This is a genomic window from Bacillus sp. AK25, from assembly GCF_048270685.1.
Classification (GTDB): Bacteria; Bacillota; Bacilli; order Bacillales; family Bacillaceae; genus Bacillus; species Bacillus altitudinis.
Genome location: NZ_JBLUWC010000001.1, coordinates 1,020,471 through 1,046,584 on the forward strand (window position 1 = coordinate 1,020,471; position 26,114 = coordinate 1,046,584).

The following is a 26,114-nucleotide window of genomic DNA, read 5'->3' on the forward strand; positions in this document are numbered from 1 at the left end:
GGAAAGGTGCCTATTTTCTTTTCAATCGGAGGAGAAAGGGAAGGTGATAGGAAAATAGCTATTTACCTTTATTTTCGCTAGAATATGAGTACATAAGAAAGGTGTTGTGGAACGTGGAGATTCAGTTTTTAGCAGGCAGATCGGGGAGTGGAAAAACGACTGCAATTCTAGAAGAAATCAAAGAACAACTGCGGCTTGATCCGCTGGGTCCGCCAATCATTTTTTTAGTCCCGGATCAAATGACATTTTTAATGGAATATGAGCTTGCAAAAACGTCTGAAGCTGGTGGAATGATCAGGGCCAAAGTCTTTAGTTTTACTCGGCTTGCCTGGTCTATATTACAGCAGACTGGCGGTGCGAACCGTCAATTTGTCACAAGCACAGGAATTCAAATGCTCTTAAGAAAAGTAATAGAAGAACAGAAAGACAAGTTTAAGGTATTCAAAAAGGCGAGTGATAAACCGGGATTTGTTGAGCAAATAGAAAAGACGATGGCTGAATTCAAAAGGTACTGTATGATGCCGGAGGATATTGAAAAAATCTCGGCATCCAGTATGCATTCAGAGTATACAGAAGAAAGACGTGCGGCGGAAAAATTGCATGATCTTCATGTTCTTTATCAGCAGATGGAGCAGCATCTGCAAGATGAGTATGTGCACTCAGAGGATTACTTGACACTTCTGGCTCAGCAAATTCCTTTATCAGAAGAATTGAGAGGGGCACACATTTATATAGATGGTTTTTATCAGTTTACCCCCCAGCAGCTTCTTGTCATTGAACAGCTTTTGCTACATGCAGAAAAAATAACAGCTGCATTCACAGTGGATCGTTCCTATCATGACACGCAGCCAAATGAACTTGATTTATTTCGCATGACAGGTAAGACATATTCCCAGCTTTATCAGTTGGCCAAAGAGTGCGGAGCGGCTATTTCTGAGAACATTTTGGAGAGAAATAAGCGGCATCTTCATACCCCAGATCTAGCTTATTTAGAAAATCAATATGAACAGAGACCTTTGCAGCCGTATCAAGAAGAAACGCCTCACCTTACCGTATCGAAAAGTGCAAATAAACGAGCTGAAATTGAGGGAGTAGCGAGAGATATTCTTGCTTTAGTAAGAGAGGAAGGTCTTAGGTTACGAGATATCTCAATCGTTGCAAGACATGTAGACGACTATAAAGATACGTTAAAAGAGGTGTTTCGAGATTACGATATTCCTTTCTTTATTGATGGAAATGAATCGATGCAGTATCATCCGCTCATTGAGTTCATTCGCTCGAGCCTCGATGTCATAAAAGGGAACTGGCGGTATGAGGCGGTGTTTCGCTGTGTGAAAACGGAGTTCTTATTTCCGCTTGAACTCGCTAAAAACAAAGCGAGAGAACAGGCGGATCAGCTTGAAAACTATTGTATTGCTTACGGTGTAAAAGGTGAACGCTGGACGAATGGTTCACGCTTTCATTATCGCCGCTTTCAATCATTAGATGAAGATTTTGGACAAACCGATCAAGAAATAGAAATGGAGCAAATGCTGAATGATGTAAAAGAATGGATTGTTCCGCCACTCTTTCAATTGCAAAAAAGATTGAAAAAAGCGCAAAAGCTAAGAGACATGGTGGAGGCAGTGTATGTCTTTCTAGAGGAAGCCCAAGTGCCAGAAAAGCTTGAAAAGGCAAGGCTTGAGGCAGAAGAAGCAGGCAGATTAGCTGAAGCGATGCAGCATGGGCAAGTGTGGGATGCTGTCGTTCAATTGATGGATGAATTTGTTGAAATGCTGGGCGAGGAGGAGCTCTCATTTCCATTATTTCAACAGATGATGGATACAGGACTGTCCTCTCTCAAGTTCGCTTTGATTCCCCCTTCACTTGATCAAGTGTTTATCGGAAGTATGGATTTATCCAGAATGTATCAAGTAAAGTGTACGTTTGTCATTGGAGTAAATGATGGAGTTATACCTGCACGGCCCTCTGATGAAAGTGTATTGTCTGAAGACGACCGGGAATGGTTAAAACGTGCAGGAGCAGAGCTGGCAGAGACAGGGAAGGAACGGCTGCTGGATGAACAATTTTTGATTTATCAAGCGCTGTCCAGTCCATCGCACTACCTGTATGTATCCTATTCAGCTTCAGATACGGAAGGGCGGTCTCTTTTGCCTTCGACCCTCATCAAGTATTGTGAGGAACTGATGCCAAACCATCAGCAAGCCCTCTATGTGTTAGATCCAGAGCAGTTGGAAGATCAGGAGCAATTAAAATTTGTAACAAACGAGCATGTCTCGTTATCCTATACCGTTTCGCAGCTGCAACAATGGCTCAATCAATATCCGATCAGCGGCGTATGGTGGAGTGTATATAATCATTTGATGACCTCGTCCAACCGCGACGTATCAAATAAAATCATGTCCAGCTTGTTCTTTACAAATAGAGCGACACGTTTAAATCCGAATGTCACAAAAGAACTTTACGGTGACCATATTCAGGGCAGTGTTTCAAGAATGGAGAAATTCAATGCATGTGCATTTTCTCATTTTGCTTCCCACGGGTTAAAACTAAAAGATCGACAATTTTACAAATTAGAAGCACCTGATATCGGTCAGCTCTTTCACTCGGCTTTAAAACTGATTTCAGATACGCTTGTTGAACAAAAAAAGGATTGGAAAAACTTAACGAAGGAAGATTGTGTGACCTACTCAAGGCATGCAATCGAACAGCTGGCTCCACGTCTGCAAAAAGAAATTTTATTAAGCTCTAATCGGCATGCTTATATCAAAGAAAAGCTCCAAAAAATCCTCATCAGGGTGTCTTCTATATTAAGCGAACATGCAAAAGTGAGCGGATTCTCTCCGGTTGGACTTGAGTTAGGTTTTGGAGGTCAAGGACCTCTGCCGCCGTTTACTTTTCAATTAAAAAACGGCTGCACGATGGAGCTTGTTGGAAGGATTGACCGAGTGGATAAAGCAGAAGGATCAAAAGGACTTCTATTAAGAATTGTCGACTATAAGTCCAGTGAGAAGGGGCTTGATCTAGCAGAAGTTTACTACGGTTTAGCCTTGCAAATGCTCACTTATTTAGACCTGACCATTACGTATTCTAAAGAATGGCTTGGCATGGAAGCGACACCGGCAGGGATTTTATACTTCCATATTCATGACCCGCTGATTCAAGCGCCTATTCCGCTCGCAGAGGATGCAATTGAGCAGGAAATATTGAAGAAATTTAAAATGAAGGGTCTATTGCTCGAAGATGTGGAAGCAGTGAAGTTGATGGATCAAACACTCGAATCAGGAAGATCACAAGTCATCCAAGCTGGTTTGAAAAAGGATGGTTCTTTCCGATCTGACTCTGCGGTATTAAGTGAAGATCATTTTCACATTCTCACAAAACACGTTCGGCGAACCTTTGAAGAGGCAGGAGAAAGAATTACAAGCGGTGAGGTAGAAATAAACCCATATAACTTAAAGGATCAAACCCCTTGCCGCTTTTGCTCCTTTAAGTCTATTTGCCAATTTGATGAATCAATAGAAGATAATGAATTTAGGGTGCTCACCTCTGAGAAGGATGATGTCATGTTAGACCGGATCAAAAAAGAAGGGGATCAGTATGCAAATACCAAAACCGAATAACAGTACTTGGACAGATGACCAATGGAACGCCATCGTTTCAGAAGGACAAGATATTCTTGTTGCTGCGGCGGCAGGGTCAGGGAAAACAGCGGTCTTGGTTGAACGGCTCATTCGAAAAATGACTCGGCCGGAGCAGCCAGTTGATGTGGACAGGCTGCTCGTAGTGACTTTTACCAATGCTTCAGCAGCAGAAATGAAGCACCGGATCACTGAAGCACTTGAAAAAGAACTATCTAAAAACCCTGGATCACTTCATATGCGGAGACAGCTGTCACTTATGAATCGTGCCAATATTTCTACCTTGCACTCTTTTTGTTTGCAAGTTCTCCGTACCTTTTATTATGAGATTGACCTTGATCCAGGTTTTCGTTTGGCTGATCAAACAGAAGGAGAATTATTAGGAGATGAAGTGTTAGATGAACTGTTTGAGGATGAGTATAAGGCTGGAAAGCCGTCATTCTTTGAACTCGTTGATCGTTACACATCTGATCGGCATGATTTAGATCTTCAATGGCTTGTCAAAAGAATTTATGAGTTTTCTAGGTCACATCCAGCTCCCGAACAATGGATGCGGGCATTCCTTTCTCTTTATGATGTGGATACACAGACAAAGGTAGAAGAATTACCCTTTTATCCATATATCAAAGAGGACCTTTCTCTCGTTTTAAGAAGCTGTCAGGAACTGCTGGAACAAGCGCTCACTTTATCAAAAGAGCCGGGCGGTCCAGCACCGAGAGCAGAGAATTTTATAGATGATTTAGAGCAAGTAAATGAATTAATAAGGCATCAAGATGATTTTGGGACACTTTATGAGCTTTTGCCAAACATCAATTTTAAAAGGTTAAAGACTTGCAAAGGGGATGACTATGACCCGGCTCTGTTAGAAAAAGCAACAGATGCACGCAATCAAGCCAAAAAACAATTAGAAAAGCTAAAAGATGAATACTTTATGCGCAGTCCCGATCAGCATTTAAAAAGCTTGGCTGAAATGAAGTCAGTTGTAGAAACACTTGTAGAGCTTGTGATTCAATATGGAGAGCGTTTCGAGAGAGCAAAACAAGAAAAATCAATCGTAGACTTTTCTGATCTAGAACATTATTGTTTGCGCATTTTAGCGAAGCAGGACGCAGAAGGAAATCTCATTGAAACAGAAGCGGCTAAGTACTATCAACAGCAATTTGAAGAAGTACTCGTGGATGAATACCAGGATACAAACCTTGTCCAAGAAACGATTTTAAAGCTCGTGTCTAAAGGAAAACATCCTGCCGAAGGCAACCGCTTTATGGTTGGTGATGTGAAGCAGTCCATTTATCGCTTTAGACTTGCAGAGCCGATGCTCTTTTTAAATAAATATAAACAATTCAAAGCAGACAGCAAAGAAACAGGTAAAAGAATTGATCTAAATAAAAACTTCCGTAGCAGGGCTGATGTTTTAGACAGTACCAACTTTCTGTTCAAACAGCTGATGGGAGAAACAGTTGGAGAAATTGAATATGATGAACAAGCTGAATTAAAGCTTGGAGCGAGTTATCCGCAAAGCGAAGACACGACGACAGAAATGCTTCTTGTTCATTTAGATCAGCACGACACAGAAAGCGATGAAGAACGAGAAGAGCTAGAGACGGTACAATTTGAGGCGAGAGTGATTGCAAAAAAAATAAAAGAATTGGTAGAACAGCCTTTTCAAGTGTACGATGCAAAGCAGCAGCTGACACGCAACTTGCAGTATCGAGACATTGTGATCTTGCTTCGCTCAATGCCGTGGGCTCCGCAAATGATGGAAGAGTTGAAGAAGCAGGGAATCCCTGTTTATGCGAATCTTTCCTCAGGTTATTTCGAAGCTACAGAAGTATCTGTCATTCTTTCTTTGTTAAAAGTGATTGATAATCCATATCAAGATATTCCGCTCGCTGCTGTTTTAAGGTCACCTCTTGTTCATTTAGACGAAAATGAGATGGCACTGATTAGAACAAGTGATAAAAAAGGCACTTATTATGACGCTGTGAAGGCATTTATGCGTGTGACACACTCTGATCATCCGACATGCAGAAAGCTGGAGCGATTCTTCCTTCAATTACGCAAATGGCGTGATTTTTCGATTCAGCATTCGGTAGCAGAACTGATTTGGGAAGTGTACCGAGATACACAATATCTAGATTATGTCGGCGGGATGCCAGGAGGTAAGCAAAGACAGGCAAACCTTCGGGCTTTATATGATCGAGCGAAACAGTATGAAAAGGCTGCATTTAGAGGGCTATTTCGATTTCTTCGATTTATTGAAAGAATGCAAGAGCGTGGAGATGATCTTGGAGCGGCAAAAACGTTCAGTGAAACAGAGGATGTTGTCCGCATGATGACCATTCATAGCAGTAAAGGACTCGAATTCCCTGTTGTGTTTACTGCAGGACTTGGCAGGAACTTTAATATGATGGATCTAAATCAGTCCTACTTGCTCGATAAAGAATTAGGTTTTGGCAGCAAATATATTCATCCTGAACTGAGAATTAGTTATGCAACATTACCGCTGATCGCGATGAAAAAAAAGATGAGAAAAGAGTTACTATCTGAAGAACTGAGGGTTCTATATGTGGCGCTCACAAGGGCGAAGGAAAAATTATTTTTAGTCGGCTCTGTCAAAAATCAAGTGAAAGCTTTAAGCAAGTGGCAAAATGCCGCAAACGGAGACGACTGGCTCCTCCCTGATTTTGAACGATATCAAGCGAGAACATACTTAGATTTTATTGGCCCTGCTCTTATCCGTCATCAAGCGATGTCTTCTCTTTTAGAAGAATCGAGAGAAGTCGTTCTCTCGCATCCATCATCATTTTCTATCACCTTTCATCAAGCGTCCGATCTTCTACAAGAAGACATGTCACTTGAAAAACAAAAACAAGACGAAGTGGTACAAGCATTAATGGAAGGTGTGCCTGTTCAAGGATATGGCGATTACGAGGAGGAAGTAAAAGAAAGACTTTCATGGCGTTATCCATATTTAGCGGCCTCCCAAGTAGGGACAAAGCAGTCAGTTTCCGAGATCAAAAGAATGAAAGAAATACAGGATGAATACAGTGTGCCTTCTTCCATCCGAAAGACTCGTGCGACACTGTACGAACGACCGGCTTTTATGAAGAAAAAAACACTCACAGCCGCAGAACAAGGGACGGCCATGCATACAGTCATGCAGCATATCCCTCTTCCTTCAAATGAACCATATGATGAATCTCGTGTAGAAGAGCTGCTCCATTCTTTAAAAGAGAAAGACTTACTAACAGATGAACAAATCCAGTCCATCAATCGAGAAGGAATTGTGGCCTTCTTTTCTACTGCTATTGGTCAAAAACTGCGGAAAGCGGACTGGGTGAAACGAGAAGTATCGTTTAGTATGGTTTTACCGGTTAAAGAGGTATACAGCCATATTGATGCAGAAGGTGAACCTGTGCTCATTCAAGGAATGATTGATTGTTTATTTGAAGCAGATGGCAAGCTCTATTTACTTGATTATAAAACAGATCGAGTGACTGGCAGATTCTCAGGTGGATTAGAGGAAGCTGAAGCGATGTTAAAAAAACGCTATGAAACGCAAATATCGTTGTATACAGCAGCGGTAGAACGTTTAACAAACAGAACATTAGAGGAAAAAATCCTTTATTTCTTTGATGGAAATCTAGAAATTTCTTTATAGGTGGAATGAATGAGAGGTGAATCACATGAGGATTCTGCATACAGCGGATTGGCATCTAGGGAAAACCCTTGAAGGCCGAAGCCGGCTTGAGGAGCAAGCAGAGTTTTTAGATGAATTAAATCAAATCGTCAAGGATGAACACATTGATGTCGTTGTGATGGCTGGAGATGCCTTTGATACAGTGAACCCTCCTGCTCGCGCAGAACAGCTTTTTTATGAAAGTCTGTCTGCATTATCTGGTAAAGGAAAGCGTCAGGTGGTTGTGATCTCTGGCAACCATGATAACCCAGACCGTTTATCAGCCGCATCTCCTTTAACGAATGAGCAGGGGATTCATTTAATTGGATATCCGACAAATGATTTAATTCATGTCAATGTTCCTTCTGCAAGTGAACGTCTATCTATTGCAGCACTCGCTTACCCGTCCGAAGCAAGGCTAAACGAGGTGCTGGCTGAAACATTTGAAGAGAAACTGCTTCGTGATCAGTACAATTTAAAAATACAACAAATGTTTCAATATTTAAGCAACCAATTTCAGGCGGATACGGTCAATATCGCAACAAGTCATATTTATGTGGCAGGTGGCAGTCAAACGGATTCGGAAAGGCCGATTGAAGTGGGAGGCGCATATACCGTTGCGGCCGAAAGTCTGCCTGAGTCGGCTTGTTATGTCGCATTGGGGCACTTGCATCGCCCCCAAACCATTAAACGTGCCAAAACGATTGCCCGCTATTCTGGATCTCCACTTGCATACAGCTTTTCTGAAGCAGGCTACGCCAAATCAGTCACCATTGTGGATGCAAAACCGAATGAAACAGCAAGCTGGAAAGAAGTGTTTTTATCAAGCGGTAAACCACTTATGAAGTGGAAGGCGACTGAAGGGCTGAGCCAAGTACACAGTTGGCTGGATGAAAAGCGGGATCTTCAAGCCTGGATTGATTTAGAGATTCACTTAACAGATCAGCTGTCGATCGAACAAATTCATCAGCTGAGAAAACAGCATAGTGGATTTGTCCATATTAGACCAAAGTTTAAAGAGTTACAGCAAAAAGAAGAACAAAAACAAGTGGAAAAGCTCTCGATTGAAGAGCGGTTCGTGAAATTTTATGAGCGTCAGACAGGTGGAGGTCTACCTGATGAAAAAACTGTCAAGCTATTTTTAGAGCTTGCCAATGACATGCAAGAGGAGGAAGCGAATTGAAGCCGATCGCGCTAACCATTAAAGGACTTCATAGCTTCAGAGAAGAGCAAACAATTGACTTTAGCTCCTTATGTGATGCAGGTGTGTTTGGTATTTTTGGACCGACTGGAAGCGGAAAATCGTCCATATTAGATGCCATGACACTTGCACTCTATGGCAAGGTCGAACGTGCACTCAATAATACGCATGGTATTTTGAACCAAGCTGAAGAAAAACTGTCTGTCTCCTTTACGTTCGCTTTGCAAAGGGAACACCATATTTCTTATAAAGTGGAACGTGCCTTTAAACGGGCAGATGAAATGAAGGTTAGAACGACGTTATGCCGATTGATTGAAATTGGTGATACGCAGACAGTTCTTGCAGATAAAGCAAGTGAGGTCAATCGTAAAATAGAAGAATTACTTGGTTTAACCATTGACGATTTTACGAGAGCGGTTGTTTTACCCCAAGGAAAGTTTGCGGAATTCCTTTCATTGAAAGGAGCCGACAGGCGCCAAATGCTGCAGCGTTTGTTTAATTTGGAGAAATATGGTGATCAGCTAGTCAAACGTTTACGCGCAAAGGCTCAAAATCACTATGGACAGAAAAACGAACTGTTGGCTGAACTGACTGGATTAGGAGAAGCTGGTCCAGAGGCATTAGCGAAAGCTAAAGAAGCAGCTGCGCAGGCGCAAGCTATTTTTCATGAGAAAAAACAAACGCGGGACGAAGCGTTCACTGCTTTTACAAAAGCGCAAGCCATCTGGCAGTATCAAAAGGAACAAGAAGCGTACGAGAAGGAACAACACAACCTCAATCTGCTGGCATCCACGATGGAAGAGAAAAAGAATCAACTTCACATTGCAGAGCAGGCAGAGACATTAAAGCCTTATGCGGATGCATTAACAAAGGCTGAAAAGCAGCTCTCTCAAGCATCAAAAGAGAAGCAGGAAGCAGAAAAACATTTACTTCATCAACGAACGATCTATGATCAAATGACGCAGGAGTATGAGCAAACGCGGCAAAAGAAAATGGAAAATGAGCCAGAGCTTCTTCAAAAGAAAGAGCAGCTGATTCAATTAAAAGAAATTGAACGAAAAAAAGAAACAGCTCTTCAGGAAAAGACCGTACTAGAGCAGCAAAACAATGAAAAAGCGCAGCAATTGACTCAAAAAAAAGCGGAAGCCGAAAACGTGCAATCTTTATTAGAGCGTGCGCTTGCGAAACAAACACAGTTGAAGCATGAGCTGGAACAATTACAAGTCTCTGTCAAAGAGCGGAAACTTGTACAAGACGCACTTCGTTTCAGTGAAAATGTTCAAAGAATGAATGTGAGCATTCAAAAGGAAGAACAAAAGATTGAGGAGCTAAGACAGCGTTCAGCACAGGCGACACAATCGTATGAAAAGCTTCAAAAACAGCAAAAAGATCATCGTGAAAAAATAAATCAATCGTTTCAAGCGATAGAGCAATTGTATTTTTATGTATGTGAATTTGAACGAGGTCTTACAGAATGGAGTCATAAAGAGCAGGACAAAAAACAAGAAAAATTAAAACAGCGTGATGTTGTCAGATCGGCAGAATTAAGAAAAGAATTAGCGGCAGAGCTAGTAGACGGTGAACCATGTCCTGTTTGTGGATCGATTCATCATGATCCAAAGGCTGTGATAGACAATGACCATGAAGAAACGGTTGCCCAAATTGATGAATGGATTGTAAAAATGGATAAAGAGCTCAAGCTGGCAGAGGAATATGCTAGAGACATGTTTGCTGCAAAGCAGCTGCTTGAAACGCATGCCAATCAATTAGTTAAACAGTTCTCCTTTTTATCTCAAAAAGCCCCCGATTCGGAAGTAGCTGCAGCAGTAGAAGCAGTACAGAATCCGCAGTCTTTGCACCAGCTGATTCAAGAATGGAAAGGCGTAAAACAAGATATTCAAGCAATCGAAAGCAAACGAGCTCGTTTAATGGACGTTACTTATGATCAAGCGGCAGAAATGAGCAAAGTAAAAGATCAACTGACATTTGAGCAGCAGCGCATGCAGGAATTAGACATGCTGATCAAGGAGCTTCGATCTGAGCTTTCCGAACAACTGACGCAATTTGAACAGACCTTTCCTCATCTGACAATCAACCAAGTGCAGGAAATGCAGCAACAAATTGACGAAAAGGATCAACAAGCGGAAGGTTATCAAGAGCGTATTGAGAAGAGTATTTCTTTTCTAGAGGAAAAACAGCAGGCAAAAGAGCATCTGCAAACAGCCATATACGATCTAGAGAAGGAACTCGATAAGTTGGCGCATCAGCTGGGAAGCCAGCAACACCTGATCGATCAATATGAAACAGATTTACAGCGATATCCTTTAAAAGCGGCTTCTCTTTCTGATGAACTGGACGAAGTTCAACAATCTCTTGTTCATCTAAATGAAAAAGAACAGCAATCGTACGAGCAATTCAAGCATGCACAGCAATTATTTAGTGAGGCGCAAAGCCATTTCTCAAGCAGTGAACGTCAGCTCCAAGAGGCGAAGCGGCGAAAACAAGAAGCTGAGAAAGCGTGGCAAAAAGAAACAGCATCTACTCCTTTTGCTCATCCTCAGGAGATAGCACCTGCTTTAATGGATCGATCTGTACGTCTTACAGTCAAACAGGAAATTGAGGAATTTGAGGATAAAAGAAAGCAATGTGCAGCAAACTTAAAGCGAATTTCTGAACTGTTAAAAGGTGAGTCGCTGGATGAAGACGAGTGGACAGATATTCAACTAAAAAAAGAAGCTGCGGAAAAAGCGCTTGAAGAAGCGACAGCGCTGAGTGGATCTGCACAGGAGCATCTGCGAGTGATTGAAGCAAACCATCAGCGCTTTGCAAGCATTCATGAACGCCTTGAAGAACTGCAGCAAGAAATTGACCGGCTGGATAAGCTTCAAACTGTGTTTAAAGGGAATACATTTGTTGAGTTCCTAGCAGAAGAACAGCTAGAAAGTGTCAGTCGCGATGCTTCTCATCGTCTTGGGATTTTGACAAGACAAAGGTATGCCATTGAAGTCGATTCAGAGGGCGGTTTTGTGATGCGGGATGATGCCAATGGAGGTGTCAGACGTCCGGTATCCAGCTTGTCTGGGGGAGAAACTTTCCTGACGTCTTTAGCACTTGCCCTTGCTCTGTCTGCACAAATTCAGCTGAGAGGTGAGTTCCCGCTGCAATTCTTCTTCTTAGATGAAGGATTTGGTACGCTCGATCAAGACTTGTTAGATACGGTGATTACAGCATTAGAGAAGCTACAGTCTCAAAATTTGGCCGTTGGTGTGATCAGCCATGTGGAAGAATTAAAGATGAGACTGCCAAAGAAACTGATTGTCCACCCAGCAGATCCAAGCGGGAAAGGAACAACAGTCTCGATGGAATTAATGTAAAGTGAGGTGATCTCAGGTTGGCAAAGCAAACGATTGGATTATGTGAGCTGTGCGGAAGACAAGAGGTCGTCCTTACAGAACATCACTTAACGCCAAGAGAAGAAGGAGGGGCCTTTCTACCGACTGCCTTCCTGTGTATCCCTTGCCATAAACAGGTACATGCTCTTTATACAAACCAGGAGCTTGCCGCACGTTTGAATACGCTGGATGCCCTAAGACAAGATGAAAAGCTTGTTCCGTACATCAAATGGATTCGAAAGCAGCCGGCAAGCAAGCTGGTCAAAACAAAGAAATCAAGACAACGCAGAAAGAAATAAGCATAAAAAAGCGCTCCTCTAAATGAAATGAGTGTAGAGGAGCCGCTTTATGCATTGCCTACCATATTCTGATCATTTAAGTCAGGATCCACATAGTTGGTGGCGCTAATGCCATTATTTAAAATCAAGAAATCTCCGGTATTCCCCGCTCCAGAGCCTAAAGCAGATTTTGAAGAACTTTTAGGCGAAAGATAAAATGAGTCACCGACGTTTACGACGCCCCCAGAAATCGAGTTAATGTAAATGGGTCCGACAATTGCTGGCATAATCGACATCCTTTATTCGAAGTCATATCACCATCATATGCGCAGGTAGGTCCAATTGTGAGTTTGGTGGATGTTCGTATTGTTGCTAAATAACTCTCGAATATGCTTCACTCGCGCAACGGCATTTATTCCGCACGTAGAGCCAATTTGATAGATAGAGGAGGAAGAGACCCCTTCTACATGAATGGACGACACTTTAATGAGAGGCTTTTCATGATAAAAGGCCGTTCTAACCGCTCGTTCTGGCAGCATCAATGGGATCGGCTCATAATACACTTCAAATTCTTTTGCATCTAGGTTTTCAGCTTCATTTCCATAAAACAAACTAATGGTTCGCTGGACAGCTAGCACCTTCACGTTCGGACATAGCTCCTGTGTATCACCAATTTGAACAACACTTGAAATCCCGACAGAATTCACCTTCGAGAACTTCACTTGAGATGTGCGCTTGATCATTATCGAGGGGCTAGAGGAACAAACGGGCCAATAATTAAAGATTCTGGCGGTGTATCGAAAATCGATGACAGTTGTACGTGATCCATGTCCCCGATAATAAATAGGGAAGAGGACGATACCCCAACTACTTTAATGCTTCCGGTTTCGATGTTGCGGTTGACGACTGTGAAATTCATCCGTTTTCCTCTCCTTTCGTTTCATTTGGAATATGGGCTAAAAAGTGCTCGATTGCCCGTTTGACATCATGTTTCACGTATTCAGCAATTTGCTCGGAACGTTGAAGCGGGGTCATATCTTCCCTTTGTGGCAGCTGCCCCGCATAATATTTGATTCTGCTGTCTATTTGTTTTCGAATGTCCTCAATGATATGGTGTTTGTTGCTTTCATCAAGCGAGCCTTCGTATCGCTGCTCTAGTTCTTCAAGAAGCTGCGGTGCTTCTTCATTTAAGAATGCATCGACAAGCTGGCGTGTTTGATTGAAAAATTGATCAGCCATTTCTTGCTGCATCATTCCAATTCCCGGGGTTGTTGTTTGGCCCACTTCAAAATTTTGAACACTATTTGGATCAGATGGATTGAGACCGATATTTAATGTGCCTTCCAGCCGCTCGATTTTCAGTTGATCAAATTGATAATCAATCCGTTCAATCGTTGTTGTCGGTTTATCTTTGATCATTTGCATTTCCTGCTGAAGCTCGTTAAGCCTTTTTTCAAGCATCATGATTTGCTGTGTTTGCTTTTGAATGATGCCATACATTTGTGAAGCGCTGTTTTGATAGTCATACATATGCATACACCTCCGGGGATTGCAGATGAACTTATGTTGTTGGTGACTGAAGCGGTACAAAAGGTGCCGTGCTTGCGCCTTGAGACTCTTCAATTCCTTGTGTGCCTGCTGCGGCAGGTGCTGCTTCTACGTAGCTACCAGTGTTATACAGATTGGAGAGTGCTTTGATTGATCCAGCACTGCCGATTTGCAGAACGGATGAGTTACTCACAGACTCCACACGTAAGTAATTAATTTGTATCGCTTGATTAATATAGAAGTTCAACGGATTCTCACTCCTTACAAGTTGCCAACAAGCGGTTGATCAATGACATCACTATCATACGTATTTGTCACACTTTTATAGTTGCTAATGCGTAATTGATCACCAGTGTTAAAACTGCCTGCGCCAGCAAACGTTTTAACCTGACTATTTGGAGAAATGGTGATGCAGTCTCCAACATGAACGACTCCGCTCGTTCCGACGGCATTTACTTTAAAGGCTCCAACAATAGCCGGCATAGCGGTGCACATCCTTTAGAAAAATAGGGCACTTCGTTTTTGGGCGTTTCACCATAGCTTATGATGGGTCTTTTAATATGTGATTGTCTTTTTGAAGAACTTTGATGAGAGGAATGAAGTGTATGGTTTACCCTTTATTCGAGCATTCTTTAGAGGTGGTTTTGATGCCTTTATTTAAGAGTGTGTCAAGCTCTTGACTGCACCTGATGGTTTCTTCGGCATTCATTCCGAATTTTTTTGCGGTCTCAATCAAATGTAATCTTTTTTGTTCAATTTCATAATTGATCATAACGGACGCCAACTCTCACATTTTTTATCAAATAGAAGGATATGGTTAGTATACCCTATTTTTCTATAAAAAAAGCTCTTTCGTCAATATGAGAACTAAAGTGACAAAATTCGAAAGTGTCTTTACAGGCGCGATGTCTCTTTTTTAATCTCAGTTTGTAAATAACGTCGTCTTTTGTTGATATACTGTCGGATTAATTCTCGCTCTGAACGCAGCATGTCTTGTCGGTTTTTCGTATATGGATCTTCTCCAATTCGCTGCTCAATCGAAGCATGCCATGTCTCAATGATGGGGAGAAGCCGGTTTTCTAAAAAATGTGTATCTAGTACGTGCTGGAAAAGGGCATAATAGTCTCTTTTAAATGCAGGGATGTCTAGTAATCTAGCGGTTAATGTATTGAAACCGCTGACTGGAATATAATCAAACGCCATTTCTTCTCCGTGAATATCACGACCCCAAGTCGCATCATAATCCCAAGGCATTACTTGAAACCTTCCTTGATCATTCACATAAAGGGCATAGTTATGAACAAAGCCATCAAAATTTTGGGTACACACGACACCAATGAGCCAGCGGAAATATTGTGTCACATCAAGATACTCCTCAATCTTATTTGCAAACGTGTCGTCCCTTGCGGTGTTCAAAAAGTAAATAAATTCACTCAGCTGCTTGTCGTGTTCAGGTGTTCCTGTTTTTTTCTCATAACCGAGAAGAAGATGTTTTTTAGGCTTTTTATCAAATGAACTTAAAAGAGAGAAATTGGCGTCATCATCTACAGCATAATAAATGCCGCCTCCATGCAGCTGTCGTTTTTGGAGGAACCGCTCATCTACAGATTCTATTTTTAAATAAATGCCTTCTTTTCTTCCATTAATGGTCAGAAACACATGAGAAGCGGACGGGCTGAACACACCCATTTGTTCAAAGAAATAAAAAGACAGCCTGTTGCGAATGAAAGAAGGATCATTGTACTCTGCATTTAAGTGAAAAAGGGATTCGCCCTGTCTTTGCTTTGGTTTTCGATATTCAATTTGATAGGATTTTTTCTTGAGCTTTCGGATGTGTGATCCTCGGTATGAGGCATAAATATGTGACTTCGTTTGGCCGGTTTTCAAAATGGCCTCGACGGGTTCATCGTTCCATACGTCTTTTTTAAATTCCATGAGATCTTTTGGATGAATCCAGATATCCAGTTGTTTTAAAGGTTCTGTGTCCATGCGTTCATCACCCTCCTATATCTCCTCCACTATATGAAAATGAAGGAATGTCCTGTACCTGCTGGTAGGTATTCATGGAGTTTTCTAAGAAAGAGGCATTCGCCAAGAACACTTGTCTATCGAGTCTCGTAACATAAAGCAGAGAAGATAAACAGCTTTGTCTGTTTGTTTTGTCAGAGCACAGTTTGGGAGGGGAATTGTTCGTGAGCACATTTGATCATTCGCATATTGAACATGCAGTTGATTCACTTCGAAGTGAGGGGCGTGATCATCACTTAGATCGTGAACCAGAATCGGGACATTCGCACAAATCATCTCGTTCTCGTCATTCAAATCGCCGTCACTGGTTCTTTGGTGGAGGCGGATGCCGTAAGTCACATCGCAGCAAAAAAAGCCATAAAAGCTATCGCTCTAAAAAAAGTCGCTGCTCAAAGAAAAGTGTAAAGAGCGAGAAACCATGCAAAAGTAAAAAGTCGTATAAAAGCAAAAAGTCTTGCCGCAGCAAAAAGAGTGAACCAAAAAAATCATGCCGCAGCAAACACAGATCACATCATAAGAAAAGCTGCCGCAAATCACACCGCAGCCATCGATCTAAACGTTCTCATCACCACAAACGGAGTCACTCTTGCCGAAGATGCGGAAAGAAAAAACATCATTCCCGCCATCAAGGAAATGTTGATCGTAAATGGGATCAAGGGAATATGTGGGAGTATCGACGCTACCGCTAAATGTCAGGTCTTCCTTTTTGAAACCCTTTTTAAAAGAGAGTATGATAAAAAAGGGTTTTTTTTATTTCGTAGAGAAATAAAAATGAGACATCATAATGTATTGAAATGAAGATTGTGGGGGGAAGACATGAAGTTTTTTACAGGTGAGATACATAACAGATTGTTTATCGGGGTCGTCATTGATGATGAATGGGTGATGGACGTCAAAAAGGCAGAAGCAAAACTATTTGAGCTAGAAACATTGCCAAACTCTTTATTTGAATGCATCAACATGGGGGACAAGTTTGTCGAACACGTCAAACAGCTTCTTGATTGGGCGGAGAAAAAAGAAGAAGACCGCGGCTCTTATGTCTATCCGCTTTCGGACGTGACACTCCATGCACCGATTCCAAAACCAACGAAAAACATCATGTGTGTTGGGAAAAACTATCAAGATCACGTCATGGAAATGGGAAGTGCGGCAGATATTCCTAAAGACGTGATGATCTTTACAAAGGCGCCTACCTCTGTTGTAGGGCATGAAGCGGACATTCTTCTCCATGAAGATGTGACAAGTGAATTGGATTACGAAGGGGAGCTTGCCATTGTCATTGGCAAAACAGGAAAGAATATTGCTCCTGAAGAGGTCCACGATTACATTTTCGGTTACACCATTTTAAATGATATAACGGCAAGAGATTTGCAGAAAAAACACAAACAATTTTTCATCGGAAAAAGCTTAGATACAACTTGTCCAATTGGACCTTATATCGTTCACAAGTCAGTGATCGAGGATCATGGAGCACTCCATGTGGAAACAAAGGTAAACGGAGAGGTTCGTCAGTCTGCCAGTACGGAATTAATGATCTTCCCAATTGAAGACATTGTGTCAACTCTTTCAAAAGGGATGACGCTGGAAGCGGGAGACATCATTGCAACAGGTACACCTTCTGGAGTCGGCAAAGGTTTTGAACCGCCAAAATTTTTAGCCTCAGGCGATCAGGTTGAAGTAACAATTGAACCAATTGGGACGTTATCAAATCGCGTCAAATAAAGGCGTGTTGACACAGGATTGTCGCTTTGTGTTCGACTTATTTCGTGGTACGATGAGAAGGTAATTGTTCTGATAAAGGGGGAAATCACAAATGGGAACACATTTACATATTACAGCGTGGGTGCTAGGTATTATTTTATTTTTCGTTGCCTTTGCATTAGCAGGTAAAAACGATAAAGGCGCTAAAATTGTGCATATGATCGTACGCCTATTTTACTTGATTATTATTGCAACGGGTGTAGAGCTGTATGTTCGCACAGGAATGAAAATCCCGGGTTACGGGGGCGAGTATGTTGGAAAAATGATACTTGGTATTCTTGTGATTGGTTTCATGGAAATGGTCCTTGTACGCAAGAAAAAAGGAAAATCGGTAACGGGTGTATTCATTGGTTTTATCGTGGTTGCTATTGTGACCATTCTTCTCGGCTTACGTCTGCCGATCGGTTTCCATATCTTTTAAGATAAAAAGGGCATTGCTTATCAAAAGCAGTGCCCTTTTTATGTGAGATCAAACTGAGACATCAGCCGGTGACCGTCAGACGTCGTCCATTCCAATTGAACTTGATTTGCGTCCGAATGATGGTGGCATTGAAGGGCAAGTGATTGCATGTCTCCTGAAAACTGAAAAAAAGACACGCGATGAGAAGGATGGAAGGAAGAGAAGACACAATCATAGACGGAAAAGCCAAGCTGTTCTACATAGTCAATGATCTGATAAAAGACGCTTTCCGGTACGAACATGAGCAAATCAAGCCACCCTTTAGAAAGAGACGCTGTATATAGAATGCGTTCACCGCCTTTTACCTCCATCAACTTCCCATTCTCACAAAGAACGACAGACCCGAGCAATTCTCCTTTTGTCCATCGATCCTTTTCTTTCAAACAGATCATAGAACTTTGAAGGCTTTCAGGCAGCATGATGTCTCCTTCTTCGTCTTCAATCAGACAATGACCGTTTTCCATCAGTAAGTATCCGTTACACCATTTTGGGTGGTTTTGCTGAAGATATGTCATGCGGTTCTCCATTCGCAAAACCTCCTTTCCTCTTTCTTTTCTTACCAAATGAAGCTTGTCCTATACACAGGAGGAAAAAAGGACAAATCAACTATCAAGGAGACGATGCATAAACTAAGAAAGGCTAAATGAGAACACTTGATGAAAAACGGATGGGAGCTGATGATGATGTGTGGAATAACAGGCTGGGCAGACTTTAAAAAGCAGCTCATCCAACAGGATCATGTAATCAATCAAATGACAGATACATTATCTAAACGAGGGCCGGATGATACAAATACGTGGAAAAGTGAGCACGTTCTTTTCGGCCATAAACGGTTAGCCGTTGTCGATGTTGAAGGCGGAAAGCAGCCGATGACATATACCCATCAACACCATGATTATACGGTGGTATACAATGGAGAACTCTATAACACAGAGGATATACGAAAAGAATTATTTAAAAGGGGGCACCGCTTTCTTGGGCATTCTGATACAGAGGTTCTTCTTCACGCCTATACAGAATGGAAGGAAGAGTGTGTGACCCATTTTAATGGAATTTTTGCATTTGTCATTTGGGATAGTGAGCGTGAATTATTATTTGCAGCGAGAGACCGGCTCGGTGTCAAGCCATTTTTCTATACAGAACGTCATCATTCCTTTTTGTTTGGCTCAGAAATCAAAGCACTTCTAGCTCATCCTGAAATGAAAGCCAAAGTGGATCATGAAGGGTTATCAGAAATCTTTGGTTTAGGGCCGTCTAGAACACCAGGGCAAGGCGTATTTAAAGGGGTGAAAGAGCTGAGACCTGCTCATGCCTTAACCTTCTCAAAAGATGGTTTGCGTGTGTGGAGGTACTGGAATGTCAAAAGCAAGCAGCATACAGATTCGCTTGATGACACCGCTCAGCACGTGAAGGAACTCTTTACGGATGCTGTTACAAGACAGCTCGTCTCTGATGTGCCTGTATGTACGTTTTTATCGGGCGGTGTGGATTCTAGTGCCATTACGGCCATTGCCGCCAAGCACTTTGAGAAAATAGGGAAAGCCCCGCTGCATACGTATTCCGTTGATTACGACGGAAATGATCAATTCTTTGAAGCAAGTCAATTCCAGCCCAATGCTGACGGGCCGTGGATTGATCGAATGACCAAAGCGTTTCAAACGAATCATCACAGCTGTATCATTGGGCAAAAAGAGCTGGCTTCTTATTTGAAAGAAGCGGTTGAAGTGCGAGATTTGCCGGGGATGGCAGATATTGATTCTTCTTTGCTATGGTTCTGCCGAGAAATTAAAAAGGATTTTGTTGTCGGTTTATCAGGTGAATGTGCAGATGAAATTTTTGGAGGTTACCCATGGTTTCACATGGCAAGCGAAACCAATGGATTTCCGTGGATGAGATCAACGGAAGCACGCATTCAGCTTCTTCAAGACTCATGGCAAAAGAAATTATCACTGAAGGAATATGCGCAAAGCAAATATGATGAAACCGTGGCAGAAACCCCTCTTTTAGATGGGGAAACTGGAGTAGATAAAGCCCGAAGAGAACTTTTTTACTTAAATATGATTTGGTTTATGACAACTCTGCTGGATCGAAAAGATCGTATGAGCATGGGGGCGAGCCTTGAGGTACGTGTACCATTCGCAGATCATCGTCTTGTTGAGTATGTATGGAATATTCCTTGGGAAATGAAAATGTATGGAAATCGAGAAAAAGGGGTTTTGAGAAAAGCATTAGAGGGAATTTTACCGAATGAAGTGCTTTATCGCAAGAAGAGCCCTTATCCGAAAACACATCATCCTGCTTATACTCAGGCGGTAAAAGTGATGTTAACAGATTGTCTCACGCAAAAGGATTCTGTGCTTCATGAATTTTTAGATCCACATCAATTAAAACAGCTGATTGAAACAGAAGGGGCTTCTTTCCAGGTTCCTTGGTATGGTCAGTTAATGAAAGGCCCACAGCTCATTGCCCATTTGGCACAGATTCATCATTGGTTTGAAACATATCGAATTGATATAGAAGCATAACAAAGGGTCGGCTTTCTTGCACTTGTTGAAAGGAAGTCGGCTTTTTTGATACATAACATGAGACTTTTAGAGCACATCAAAAGTTGATCTAACCGCTTCAATTTGTATAATTAACTTAAAGTGAATTAATTTGGAGGAAAAAGGATAATGAAAATCATTGTGATCGGAGCAGGACCAGGGGGACTTGCAGCAGCTATGATGTTGCAAAGCAAAGGACATGATGTTCATATATATGAAAAACAGTCCTTTGTTGGCGGACGTAACTCTAAGTTTCAACTTGGCGATTTCACGTTTGATACAGGTCCTACTTTTCTCAGTATGATTCATATTGCAGAGGAACTGTTCACCTTTGCCGGTAAAAATCTCTATGATTATATAGATGTGATTGAATTAAAAGAAATGTATAGATTAATCTTTCAAGATGAGAAGCTTGATATGATTCGAGATCGAGACGAAATGTACAAACGACTAGAAGCCTTTGCAACTGGTGAGGGCGAAGGGTATGTACGTTTTATGAATGATACAAAACGAAAAATGGACCGCCTAACGCCGATTCTACAAAGTAAAATGGATCGTTTCCATCATTATTTGCGTCCAAAGGTCATCAAAGCACTTCCTCAGCTCTCATTAAATAAAAGCTTATATGATGTGCTGTCGGATTATTTCTCAAATGAATCAGTGAAATATGCCTTTACATTCCAATCAAAATATTTAGGGATGTCACCTTGGGAATGCCCAGGAGCGTTCTCAATTCTTTCCTTTATGGAGCATGACACAGGCGTTTATCATCCGAAAGGCGGAGTGAATCAGCTGTCAGAAGCGATGGCAAAGGCAGCTGTTGAATCTGGGGCTACCCTTCATCTATCAACTGGAGTTGAAAAGTTACTGACGGAAGGGAGGAAAGTGAAGGGCATTCGCTTAGAAACCGGTGAAGAAATACAGGCAGATGAGGTCGTCGTAAATGGTGATTTTGCACACGTGATGACAAAGCTTGTAGAGCCGGGTCTTTTAAAGAAATATAGCGAGAAGAAACTGAAAAAGAAAAAATTCTCATGCTCCACCTTTATGCTGTACCTAGGTTTAGATACGATATATGATGAGCCGCATCATACCATCGTTTTTTCGGATGACTATGCGAAGTTCGTCAAAGAGATTACGAAAACCTTTGAGCTGCCGGATGATCCGTCCATTTATATTCAAAATGCAAGTGTGACAGATGATTCGCTTGCGCCAAAAGGCAAGTCCGCTCTTTATGTGTTAGCACCCGTTGCCAATAATCAAAGCCGTATTGACTGGGAAGTGTATCAAGAAGAATTTAGAGAGCTTGTGCTGGATACGCTGGAGCGGAAAACAGGCTTTAAGAATATCAGGCAACATATCGAAGTCGAGCGGATGATCACGCCGAAGCATTGGGAAGAAGAGCTGTACGTATATGAAGGAGCTACATTTAATCTTGGTCATCAGTTGACGCAGATGATGGTACTAAGGCCGCATAATGAATTTGATGAGTTGAAACACTGCTGGCTCGTCGGTGGAGGAACCCACCCGGGCAGCGGATTGCCAACCATTTTAGAATCAGCGCGTATTACGACAAATGCGATTCTGTCAAAAGAGAAACATACGCACAAAAGAGTGACACATCAAGAAAAGGGGAGCGCCTCATGAAAAAACATATATTGATTGCTGGCGGCGGTATTGGCGGAATGATCTCAGCCCTCTATTTAAAAAAAGCTGGACATGATGTCACCCTTGTTGAAAAAAATGAACGGCTCGGCGGGAGACTTGCTTTTGTACGTGAGAAAGGATATAAAGTAGATGAAGGTCCGACCATTGTCCTACTTCCTGATATGTTAAAAGGCATTTTACATGACGTAGGCATTGATGAAACATCTCTTAATCTCTTGCAGCTCGATCCGCTGTATACGATCCACTATCAAGATGGAACCTCCTATACGAAATACTCTGATACAGGGCGACAACTTGAAGAAATCAAACGTGTATTTCCAAAGGAAGAACAGGGATATTTAACATTTATGCAAGAAATGACGGATCGGTTTCAAGAAGGGCAGGAAGCTTTTCTAGAAAAATCATTTCATGAAAAACGAACCTTTTTTACAAAAGCGAACATGAAGATTTTAATGAAATTAAAAGCATATCGAACCGTTCAAAGTTCTCTCAAAAAATATTTTTCCGATGAGCGCCTCCGAGATGCATATGCACTTCAAACCCTCTATGTCGGAGGAAATCCGTATGAAGCATCTGCCATTTATTCGCTTGTTTCATATAGTGAGCACGCACACGGAATTTACTATTTAAAAGGCGGATATGCGAGTTTAGTAGATATATTGGAGAGACAGCTCTTAAAGACGGGTGTACACATAAGAAAAAGTGAAGAAGTCGCACAATTTGAGTTTGAGGGGAAACGTGTGGTCAAGGCAAAAATAAATGATGAGCACATAGCAGCTGATGCATTTGTGATGAACGGAGATTATCCAGCGGCGTTAAAACAGCTTGGTTTAGGTGAACAAGACCGGCGTAAATACGTTCCATCCTCCGGCTGCGTGATGGTGTATCTAGGGTTAAACAAAATATACGATGAAGCACCTGTTCATCAATTTTTCATGGGAGAACACTTTGATCAGCATATGAGAGAGGTGTTCCAAACGAAAACGATACCTCAAGATCCATCATTTTATACTTTTAATCCATCGACCATCGATCCATCCCTTGCCCCAGAAGGCAGCAGTGTCCTATATATGCTCATTCCTGTACCATCAGGAGATCACATCAATTGGGAACAAGAGACAGACTTTGTGGATAAAATGGTGGAGCGTCTTGAGAAAAGAGGCTTTCCACAGCTGCGAGAGGCGGTTGTCTGGCAAAAGGTGAGAACACCGAATGATTCAATGCGAGAAGGATTGTTTGAAGGCGGCAGCTTTGGACTCGCTCCTAATTTGTTTCAATCAGGTGTGTTTCGACCGCAAGTAAAGGTTGCAGATGTAGACAATCTATATGCGGTAGGTGCTTCCATCCATCCCGGCGGCGGGGTACCGATCGTGATGCAAAGTGCAAAGCTCATGGCTTCTGTACTGCTTAAAGAGCTGAACAACAGAAAGGAAGTGAAGCTAAGTGGTTGATGTGCAAACAGCATTGAAAATATGTGAAGAGACCATTCAAACCCATTCAAAAACGTTTTATCGTGCCTTTTCCATGCTGCCTAAAAAGAAAAGACAGGCTGTTTGGGCCGTATATTCTTTTTGTAGGAGAGCGGATGACATTGTAGATGAGTCTCCTTCATCAAAGGAAGAACTGGCGTCTTTTGAGGAGGCATTTGAACGTTTCTTGCAAGGAGAAGTAGATCGTGATGATCCAATGTGGGTGGCGCTGGAGTATACATTTCAACAGTTTCGTATGGATGAATCCCCATTCCGTGACCTGCTGCGAGGACAGGAGATGGATTTAGAGCAGCACCGGTATGAAACGTTAGATGAACTGCTCATCTATTCCTATCATGTCGCAAGTACAGTTGGATTAATGCTGCTTCCGATCATTGCACCGCGTAAAAAAGAACAGCTAAAAGAAGCAGCGATTTCCCTGGGGATTGGCATGCAGTTGACCAATATTCTTCGAGACATTGGTGAGGATAAGGCGGAAAGGAACCGCATTTATTTGCCAAAACAAATCATGGATCAATTTGGGTATACAGAGCAAGAATTACAAGAAGGGATCGTCAATCAAGCCTTCCAGCACGTATGGGAATATATTGCATTTGAGGCAGAGGCGTACTATGAGGAGTTTTTTGACCATCTCCATGAATTCCCACTTTATTCAAGGATACCAGTGAAAGCTGCTGCTCACTTTTATAAGGCTATTTTAGATAAAACTAGAGAAAACGAATACCGCGTCTTTACGAAGCGGTCATATATTTCAACACAAGAAAAAGCACTTATTTTAGAAGATATTACGTAATGAAAAGAAGACAAAGGGGTAAAATAAAGTTCGTTTTAGCCCTTTCAGCGTGTAGACAAACCCTCGCATTCGGTGTCAGTCCTGCGCTTCGGTGCTCACGAATGTTAAATTCGCTCCGCGTCGATGCTCGTCCTTCCTAGCCTGCAAAGGTTTTCTATCACGCTGAAAAGAAGACAAAGGGGTAAAATAAAGTTCATTTTAGCCCTTTGTCAACAATCTGAAAGGACTGCACCCGTAGTCCTTTTTATGTGGAAGTAAACCGGTACTCCGTCCACACCCTTGAACGCCACCGCCTATACATGAAGATACCTCTTACCCATTCATCCACGATAAAAGAAATCCAAACCCCGATCAGGCCCATCTCAAGTTGAATGCCTAATAAATAAGCGATCGGAAGGCCGATGCCCCACATTGAAATCATCGCCATATAGACTGGAAACTTCGCGTCACCAGCTGCCCGCAAGGAGTTGATGATGACCATATTAAAAGAACGTCCAGGCTCTAAAATAATCGTCAATATGAGGAGGACGCTCGCGATTTGAATGATCTCACTGTTGCTAGTGAAAAAAGTAAGTAAATGCGTCGATGATAAAGATAAAGCAGTAGAAGAAAGAAGCGAGATGGCAATGGCCCAGTATAAGCTTTTCATGCATCTTCGATAGGCCGCATCAAATTCTTTCGCCCCGATCAGGCGCCCGATTAAGATTTGCGTTCCTTGGCTAATGGCGGCACCAAATAACATAATGAACATCATCAAATTCTGAGTATAGACTTTTGCTGCCAGTGCTTGCGTGCCCATAAATGTGATAAACAGCGTAATAATCATTTGAGAGCCATTATAAGAAAGCTGTTCTCCAGCAGAAGGAATGCCGATTTTTAGCAGTTTTTTTAAATGCGTTCGCTGGATGTAAAACATTCGCTTGAATGAAAACCGCAATCCAATGCGGTGTCGAACAATGAGAATCATGGCTGTAAGACCGATCAACCGTGCAAATGATGTGGAAAGAGCGACACCCATGACACCTAATACAGGGAAGCCAAATGGTCCAAAGATGACCAAATAATTACCAGCAACATTTAACAAGTTCATACCGATGGTGACATACATCGTATCTCTCGTGAATCCATAGCTTTTTAAAATAGCACTATAGGTCATAATGAGCGCCTGTATAAAAGAAAGCAGGCCGACAATCTGTAAAAAGACAGTTGCATCTGGCATGAGCTCGCTTGATAATCCCATCATATGCAGGATGGGCACAGCTAACACAAACATAAGAAGACTGATCACAAAGCTAATGAGGAAGTTGGTGCCTAGTGATACATAGGCAACTTGGGTCGCTTCCTGCTTGCGACCCGCTCCTAAAAGCTGCGCAATGACAATCGTCGTCCCAGTCGTAATGAAGCTGAACATCACAATCAATAGATTTAATAGCTGATTGCTTACCCCTACTGCGGCAACACTATTGTCAGAATACTGGCTGAGCATCAGTGTATCTGCGCTCCCCATCAGCATATATAAAGAGATTTCGATAAAAATAGGCCAAGTTAATGCAAATAATGAAGGGTGGGATTTTTCACTTTTGGCTTGAACCTTTTGTATTGTCAGTGCTTGTGGTTTCATCACATCAC

Annotated in this window: 21 protein-coding genes and 2 pseudogenes; 13 read left to right on the plus strand and 10 right to left on the minus strand. The window is 42.0% G+C overall.

The features are described from left to right. The first annotated feature begins 113 nt into the window (after positions 1–113). Genes addB through ACNO7B_RS05240 form a run of 5 tightly spaced genes read left to right on the plus strand, consistent with a single transcriptional unit; the run spans position 114 to position 12,215 of the window. Positions 114–3,623 (plus strand): helicase-exonuclease AddAB subunit AddB, encoded by a 3,510-nt coding sequence (gene addB, locus ACNO7B_RS05220; RefSeq protein WP_417901269.1) that lies wholly within the window; start codon positions 114–116, stop codon positions 3,621–3,623. After that, positions 3,601–7,305: a helicase-exonuclease AddAB subunit AddA gene (addA, locus tag ACNO7B_RS05225; protein ID WP_417901270.1), complete on the plus strand. Its 3,705-nt coding sequence runs from the start codon at positions 3,601–3,603 to the stop codon at positions 7,303–7,305. The genes addB and addA overlap by 23 nt, the downstream gene beginning before the upstream one ends. A 25-nt stretch (positions 7,306–7,330) precedes the next feature. Continuing rightward, the gene (sbcD, locus tag ACNO7B_RS05230; RefSeq protein WP_410684854.1) at positions 7,331–8,506 is read left to right on the plus strand and encodes an exonuclease subunit SbcD; all 1,176 of its coding nucleotides are present in this window, start codon (positions 7,331–7,333) and stop codon (positions 8,504–8,506) included. Beyond that, positions 8,503–11,898, plus strand: coding sequence for an exonuclease subunit SbcC (sbcC, locus tag ACNO7B_RS05235; protein WP_417901271.1), 3,396 nt, complete (start codon positions 8,503–8,505; stop codon positions 11,896–11,898). Before sbcD ends, sbcC begins: the two co-directional genes overlap by 4 nt. Before the next feature lie 17 nt (positions 11,899–11,915). Further along, a complete protein-coding gene (locus tag ACNO7B_RS05240) occupies positions 11,916–12,215 on the plus strand; it encodes a hypothetical protein (protein WP_017360217.1) in 300 nt (99 codons plus the stop codon). 47 nt (positions 12,216–12,262) lie between these two features. On the opposite strand, the gene ACNO7B_RS05245 is transcribed toward ACNO7B_RS05240, so the two are convergent. From ACNO7B_RS05245 to ACNO7B_RS05280, 8 genes and pseudogenes are all read right to left on the minus strand, one after another. Further along, complete coding sequence (locus tag ACNO7B_RS05245) at positions 12,263–12,481, minus strand: spore germination protein (protein WP_003211468.1); 219 nt, start codon at positions 12,479–12,481, stop codon at positions 12,263–12,265. A 22-nt stretch (positions 12,482–12,503) separates the two neighbouring features. Next, positions 12,504–12,937, minus strand: a pseudogene (locus ACNO7B_RS05250) (spore germination protein GerPE). Then, positions 12,937–13,113: a spore gernimation protein GerPD gene (locus tag ACNO7B_RS05255; RefSeq protein WP_417901272.1), complete on the minus strand. Its 177-nt coding sequence runs from the start codon at positions 13,111–13,113 to the stop codon at positions 12,937–12,939. Before ACNO7B_RS05255 ends, ACNO7B_RS05250 begins: the two are co-directional and overlap by 1 nt. Continuing rightward, complete coding sequence (locus ACNO7B_RS05260; RefSeq protein ID WP_008348607.1) at positions 13,110–13,724, minus strand: spore germination protein GerPC; 615 nt, start codon at positions 13,722–13,724, stop codon at positions 13,110–13,112. The genes ACNO7B_RS05255 and ACNO7B_RS05260 overlap by 4 nt, the downstream gene beginning before the upstream one ends. A gap of 31 nt (positions 13,725–13,755) precedes the next feature. Further along, a complete protein-coding gene (locus ACNO7B_RS05265; protein ID WP_003210877.1) occupies positions 13,756–13,989 on the minus strand; it encodes a spore germination protein GerPB in 234 nt (77 codons plus the stop codon). Between the two features lie 14 nt (positions 13,990–14,003). After that, positions 14,004–14,225, minus strand: a complete 222-nt coding sequence (locus ACNO7B_RS05270; RefSeq protein ID WP_003211745.1) for a spore germination protein — start codon at positions 14,223–14,225, stop codon at positions 14,004–14,006. Between the two features lie 127 nt (positions 14,226–14,352). Next, positions 14,353–14,514 carry an aspartyl-phosphate phosphatase Spo0E family protein gene (locus ACNO7B_RS05275; RefSeq protein WP_008348605.1) on the minus strand — a complete coding sequence of 54 codons (162 nt, stop codon included), beginning with the start codon at positions 14,512–14,514 and terminating at the stop codon, positions 14,353–14,355. Positions 14,515–14,636: 122 nt separating this feature from the next. Then, a complete protein-coding gene (locus tag ACNO7B_RS05280; protein ID WP_417901273.1) occupies positions 14,637–15,731 on the minus strand; it encodes a CotH kinase family protein in 1,095 nt (364 codons plus the stop codon). Positions 15,732–15,934: 203 nt separating this feature from the next. On the opposite strand from ACNO7B_RS05280, the pseudogene ACNO7B_RS05285 reads away from it, so the two are divergent. The 4 genes and pseudogenes from ACNO7B_RS05285 to ACNO7B_RS05300 all read left to right on the plus strand — a co-directional run. After that, positions 15,935–16,396 (plus strand): annotated as a pseudogene (locus ACNO7B_RS05285) (CotG/ExsB N-terminal domain-containing protein); the annotation flags it as partial. Beyond that, the gene (locus ACNO7B_RS05290; protein ID WP_417901849.1) at positions 16,284–16,568 is read left to right on the plus strand and encodes a hypothetical protein; all 285 of its coding nucleotides are present in this window, start codon (positions 16,284–16,286) and stop codon (positions 16,566–16,568) included. The pseudogene ACNO7B_RS05285 and the gene ACNO7B_RS05290, both read left to right, overlap by 113 nt. 18 nt (positions 16,569–16,586) lie before the next feature. Beyond that, positions 16,587–17,492: a fumarylacetoacetate hydrolase family protein gene (locus tag ACNO7B_RS05295; RefSeq protein ID WP_417901274.1), complete on the plus strand. Its 906-nt coding sequence runs from the start codon at positions 16,587–16,589 to the stop codon at positions 17,490–17,492. 91 nt (positions 17,493–17,583) lie between these two features. Beyond that, positions 17,584–17,952 (plus strand): YisL family protein, encoded by a 369-nt coding sequence (locus ACNO7B_RS05300; RefSeq protein WP_007499115.1) that lies wholly within the window; start codon positions 17,584–17,586, stop codon positions 17,950–17,952. A 38-nt stretch (positions 17,953–17,990) separates the two neighbouring features. On the opposite strand, the gene ACNO7B_RS05305 is transcribed toward ACNO7B_RS05300, so the two are convergent. Further along, positions 17,991–18,518, minus strand: a complete 528-nt coding sequence (locus tag ACNO7B_RS05305) for a DUF2777 family protein (protein ID WP_417901275.1) — start codon at positions 18,516–18,518, stop codon at positions 17,991–17,993. A 156-nt stretch (positions 18,519–18,674) separates the two neighbouring features. Between ACNO7B_RS05305 and asnB the strand changes: the two genes are divergently transcribed. From asnB to ACNO7B_RS05325, 4 genes are all read left to right on the plus strand, one after another. After that, entirely contained in the window at positions 18,675–20,516 is a 1,842-nt protein-coding gene (gene asnB, locus ACNO7B_RS05310) for an asparagine synthase (glutamine-hydrolyzing) (protein WP_417901850.1), read from the plus strand. A 147-nt stretch (positions 20,517–20,663) separates the two neighbouring features. Further along, a complete protein-coding gene (locus ACNO7B_RS05315; RefSeq protein WP_417901276.1) occupies positions 20,664–22,181 on the plus strand; it encodes a phytoene desaturase family protein in 1,518 nt (505 codons plus the stop codon). Then, on the plus strand, positions 22,178–23,653 hold the full coding sequence (locus ACNO7B_RS05320) for a phytoene desaturase family protein (RefSeq protein ID WP_417901277.1): 1,476 nt from the start codon (positions 22,178–22,180) through the stop codon (positions 23,651–23,653). The genes ACNO7B_RS05315 and ACNO7B_RS05320 overlap by 4 nt, the downstream gene beginning before the upstream one ends. Continuing rightward, positions 23,646–24,485: a phytoene/squalene synthase family protein gene (locus ACNO7B_RS05325; protein WP_417901278.1), complete on the plus strand. Its 840-nt coding sequence runs from the start codon at positions 23,646–23,648 to the stop codon at positions 24,483–24,485. The genes ACNO7B_RS05320 and ACNO7B_RS05325 overlap by 8 nt, the downstream gene beginning before the upstream one ends. A 244-nt stretch (positions 24,486–24,729) precedes the next feature. Here ACNO7B_RS05325 and ACNO7B_RS05330 read toward each other — a convergent pair whose 3' ends face one another. Beyond that, positions 24,730–26,106: an MATE family efflux transporter gene (locus ACNO7B_RS05330; RefSeq protein WP_410684839.1), complete on the minus strand. Its 1,377-nt coding sequence runs from the start codon at positions 26,104–26,106 to the stop codon at positions 24,730–24,732. Between the last annotated feature and the right edge of the window lie 8 nt (positions 26,107–26,114).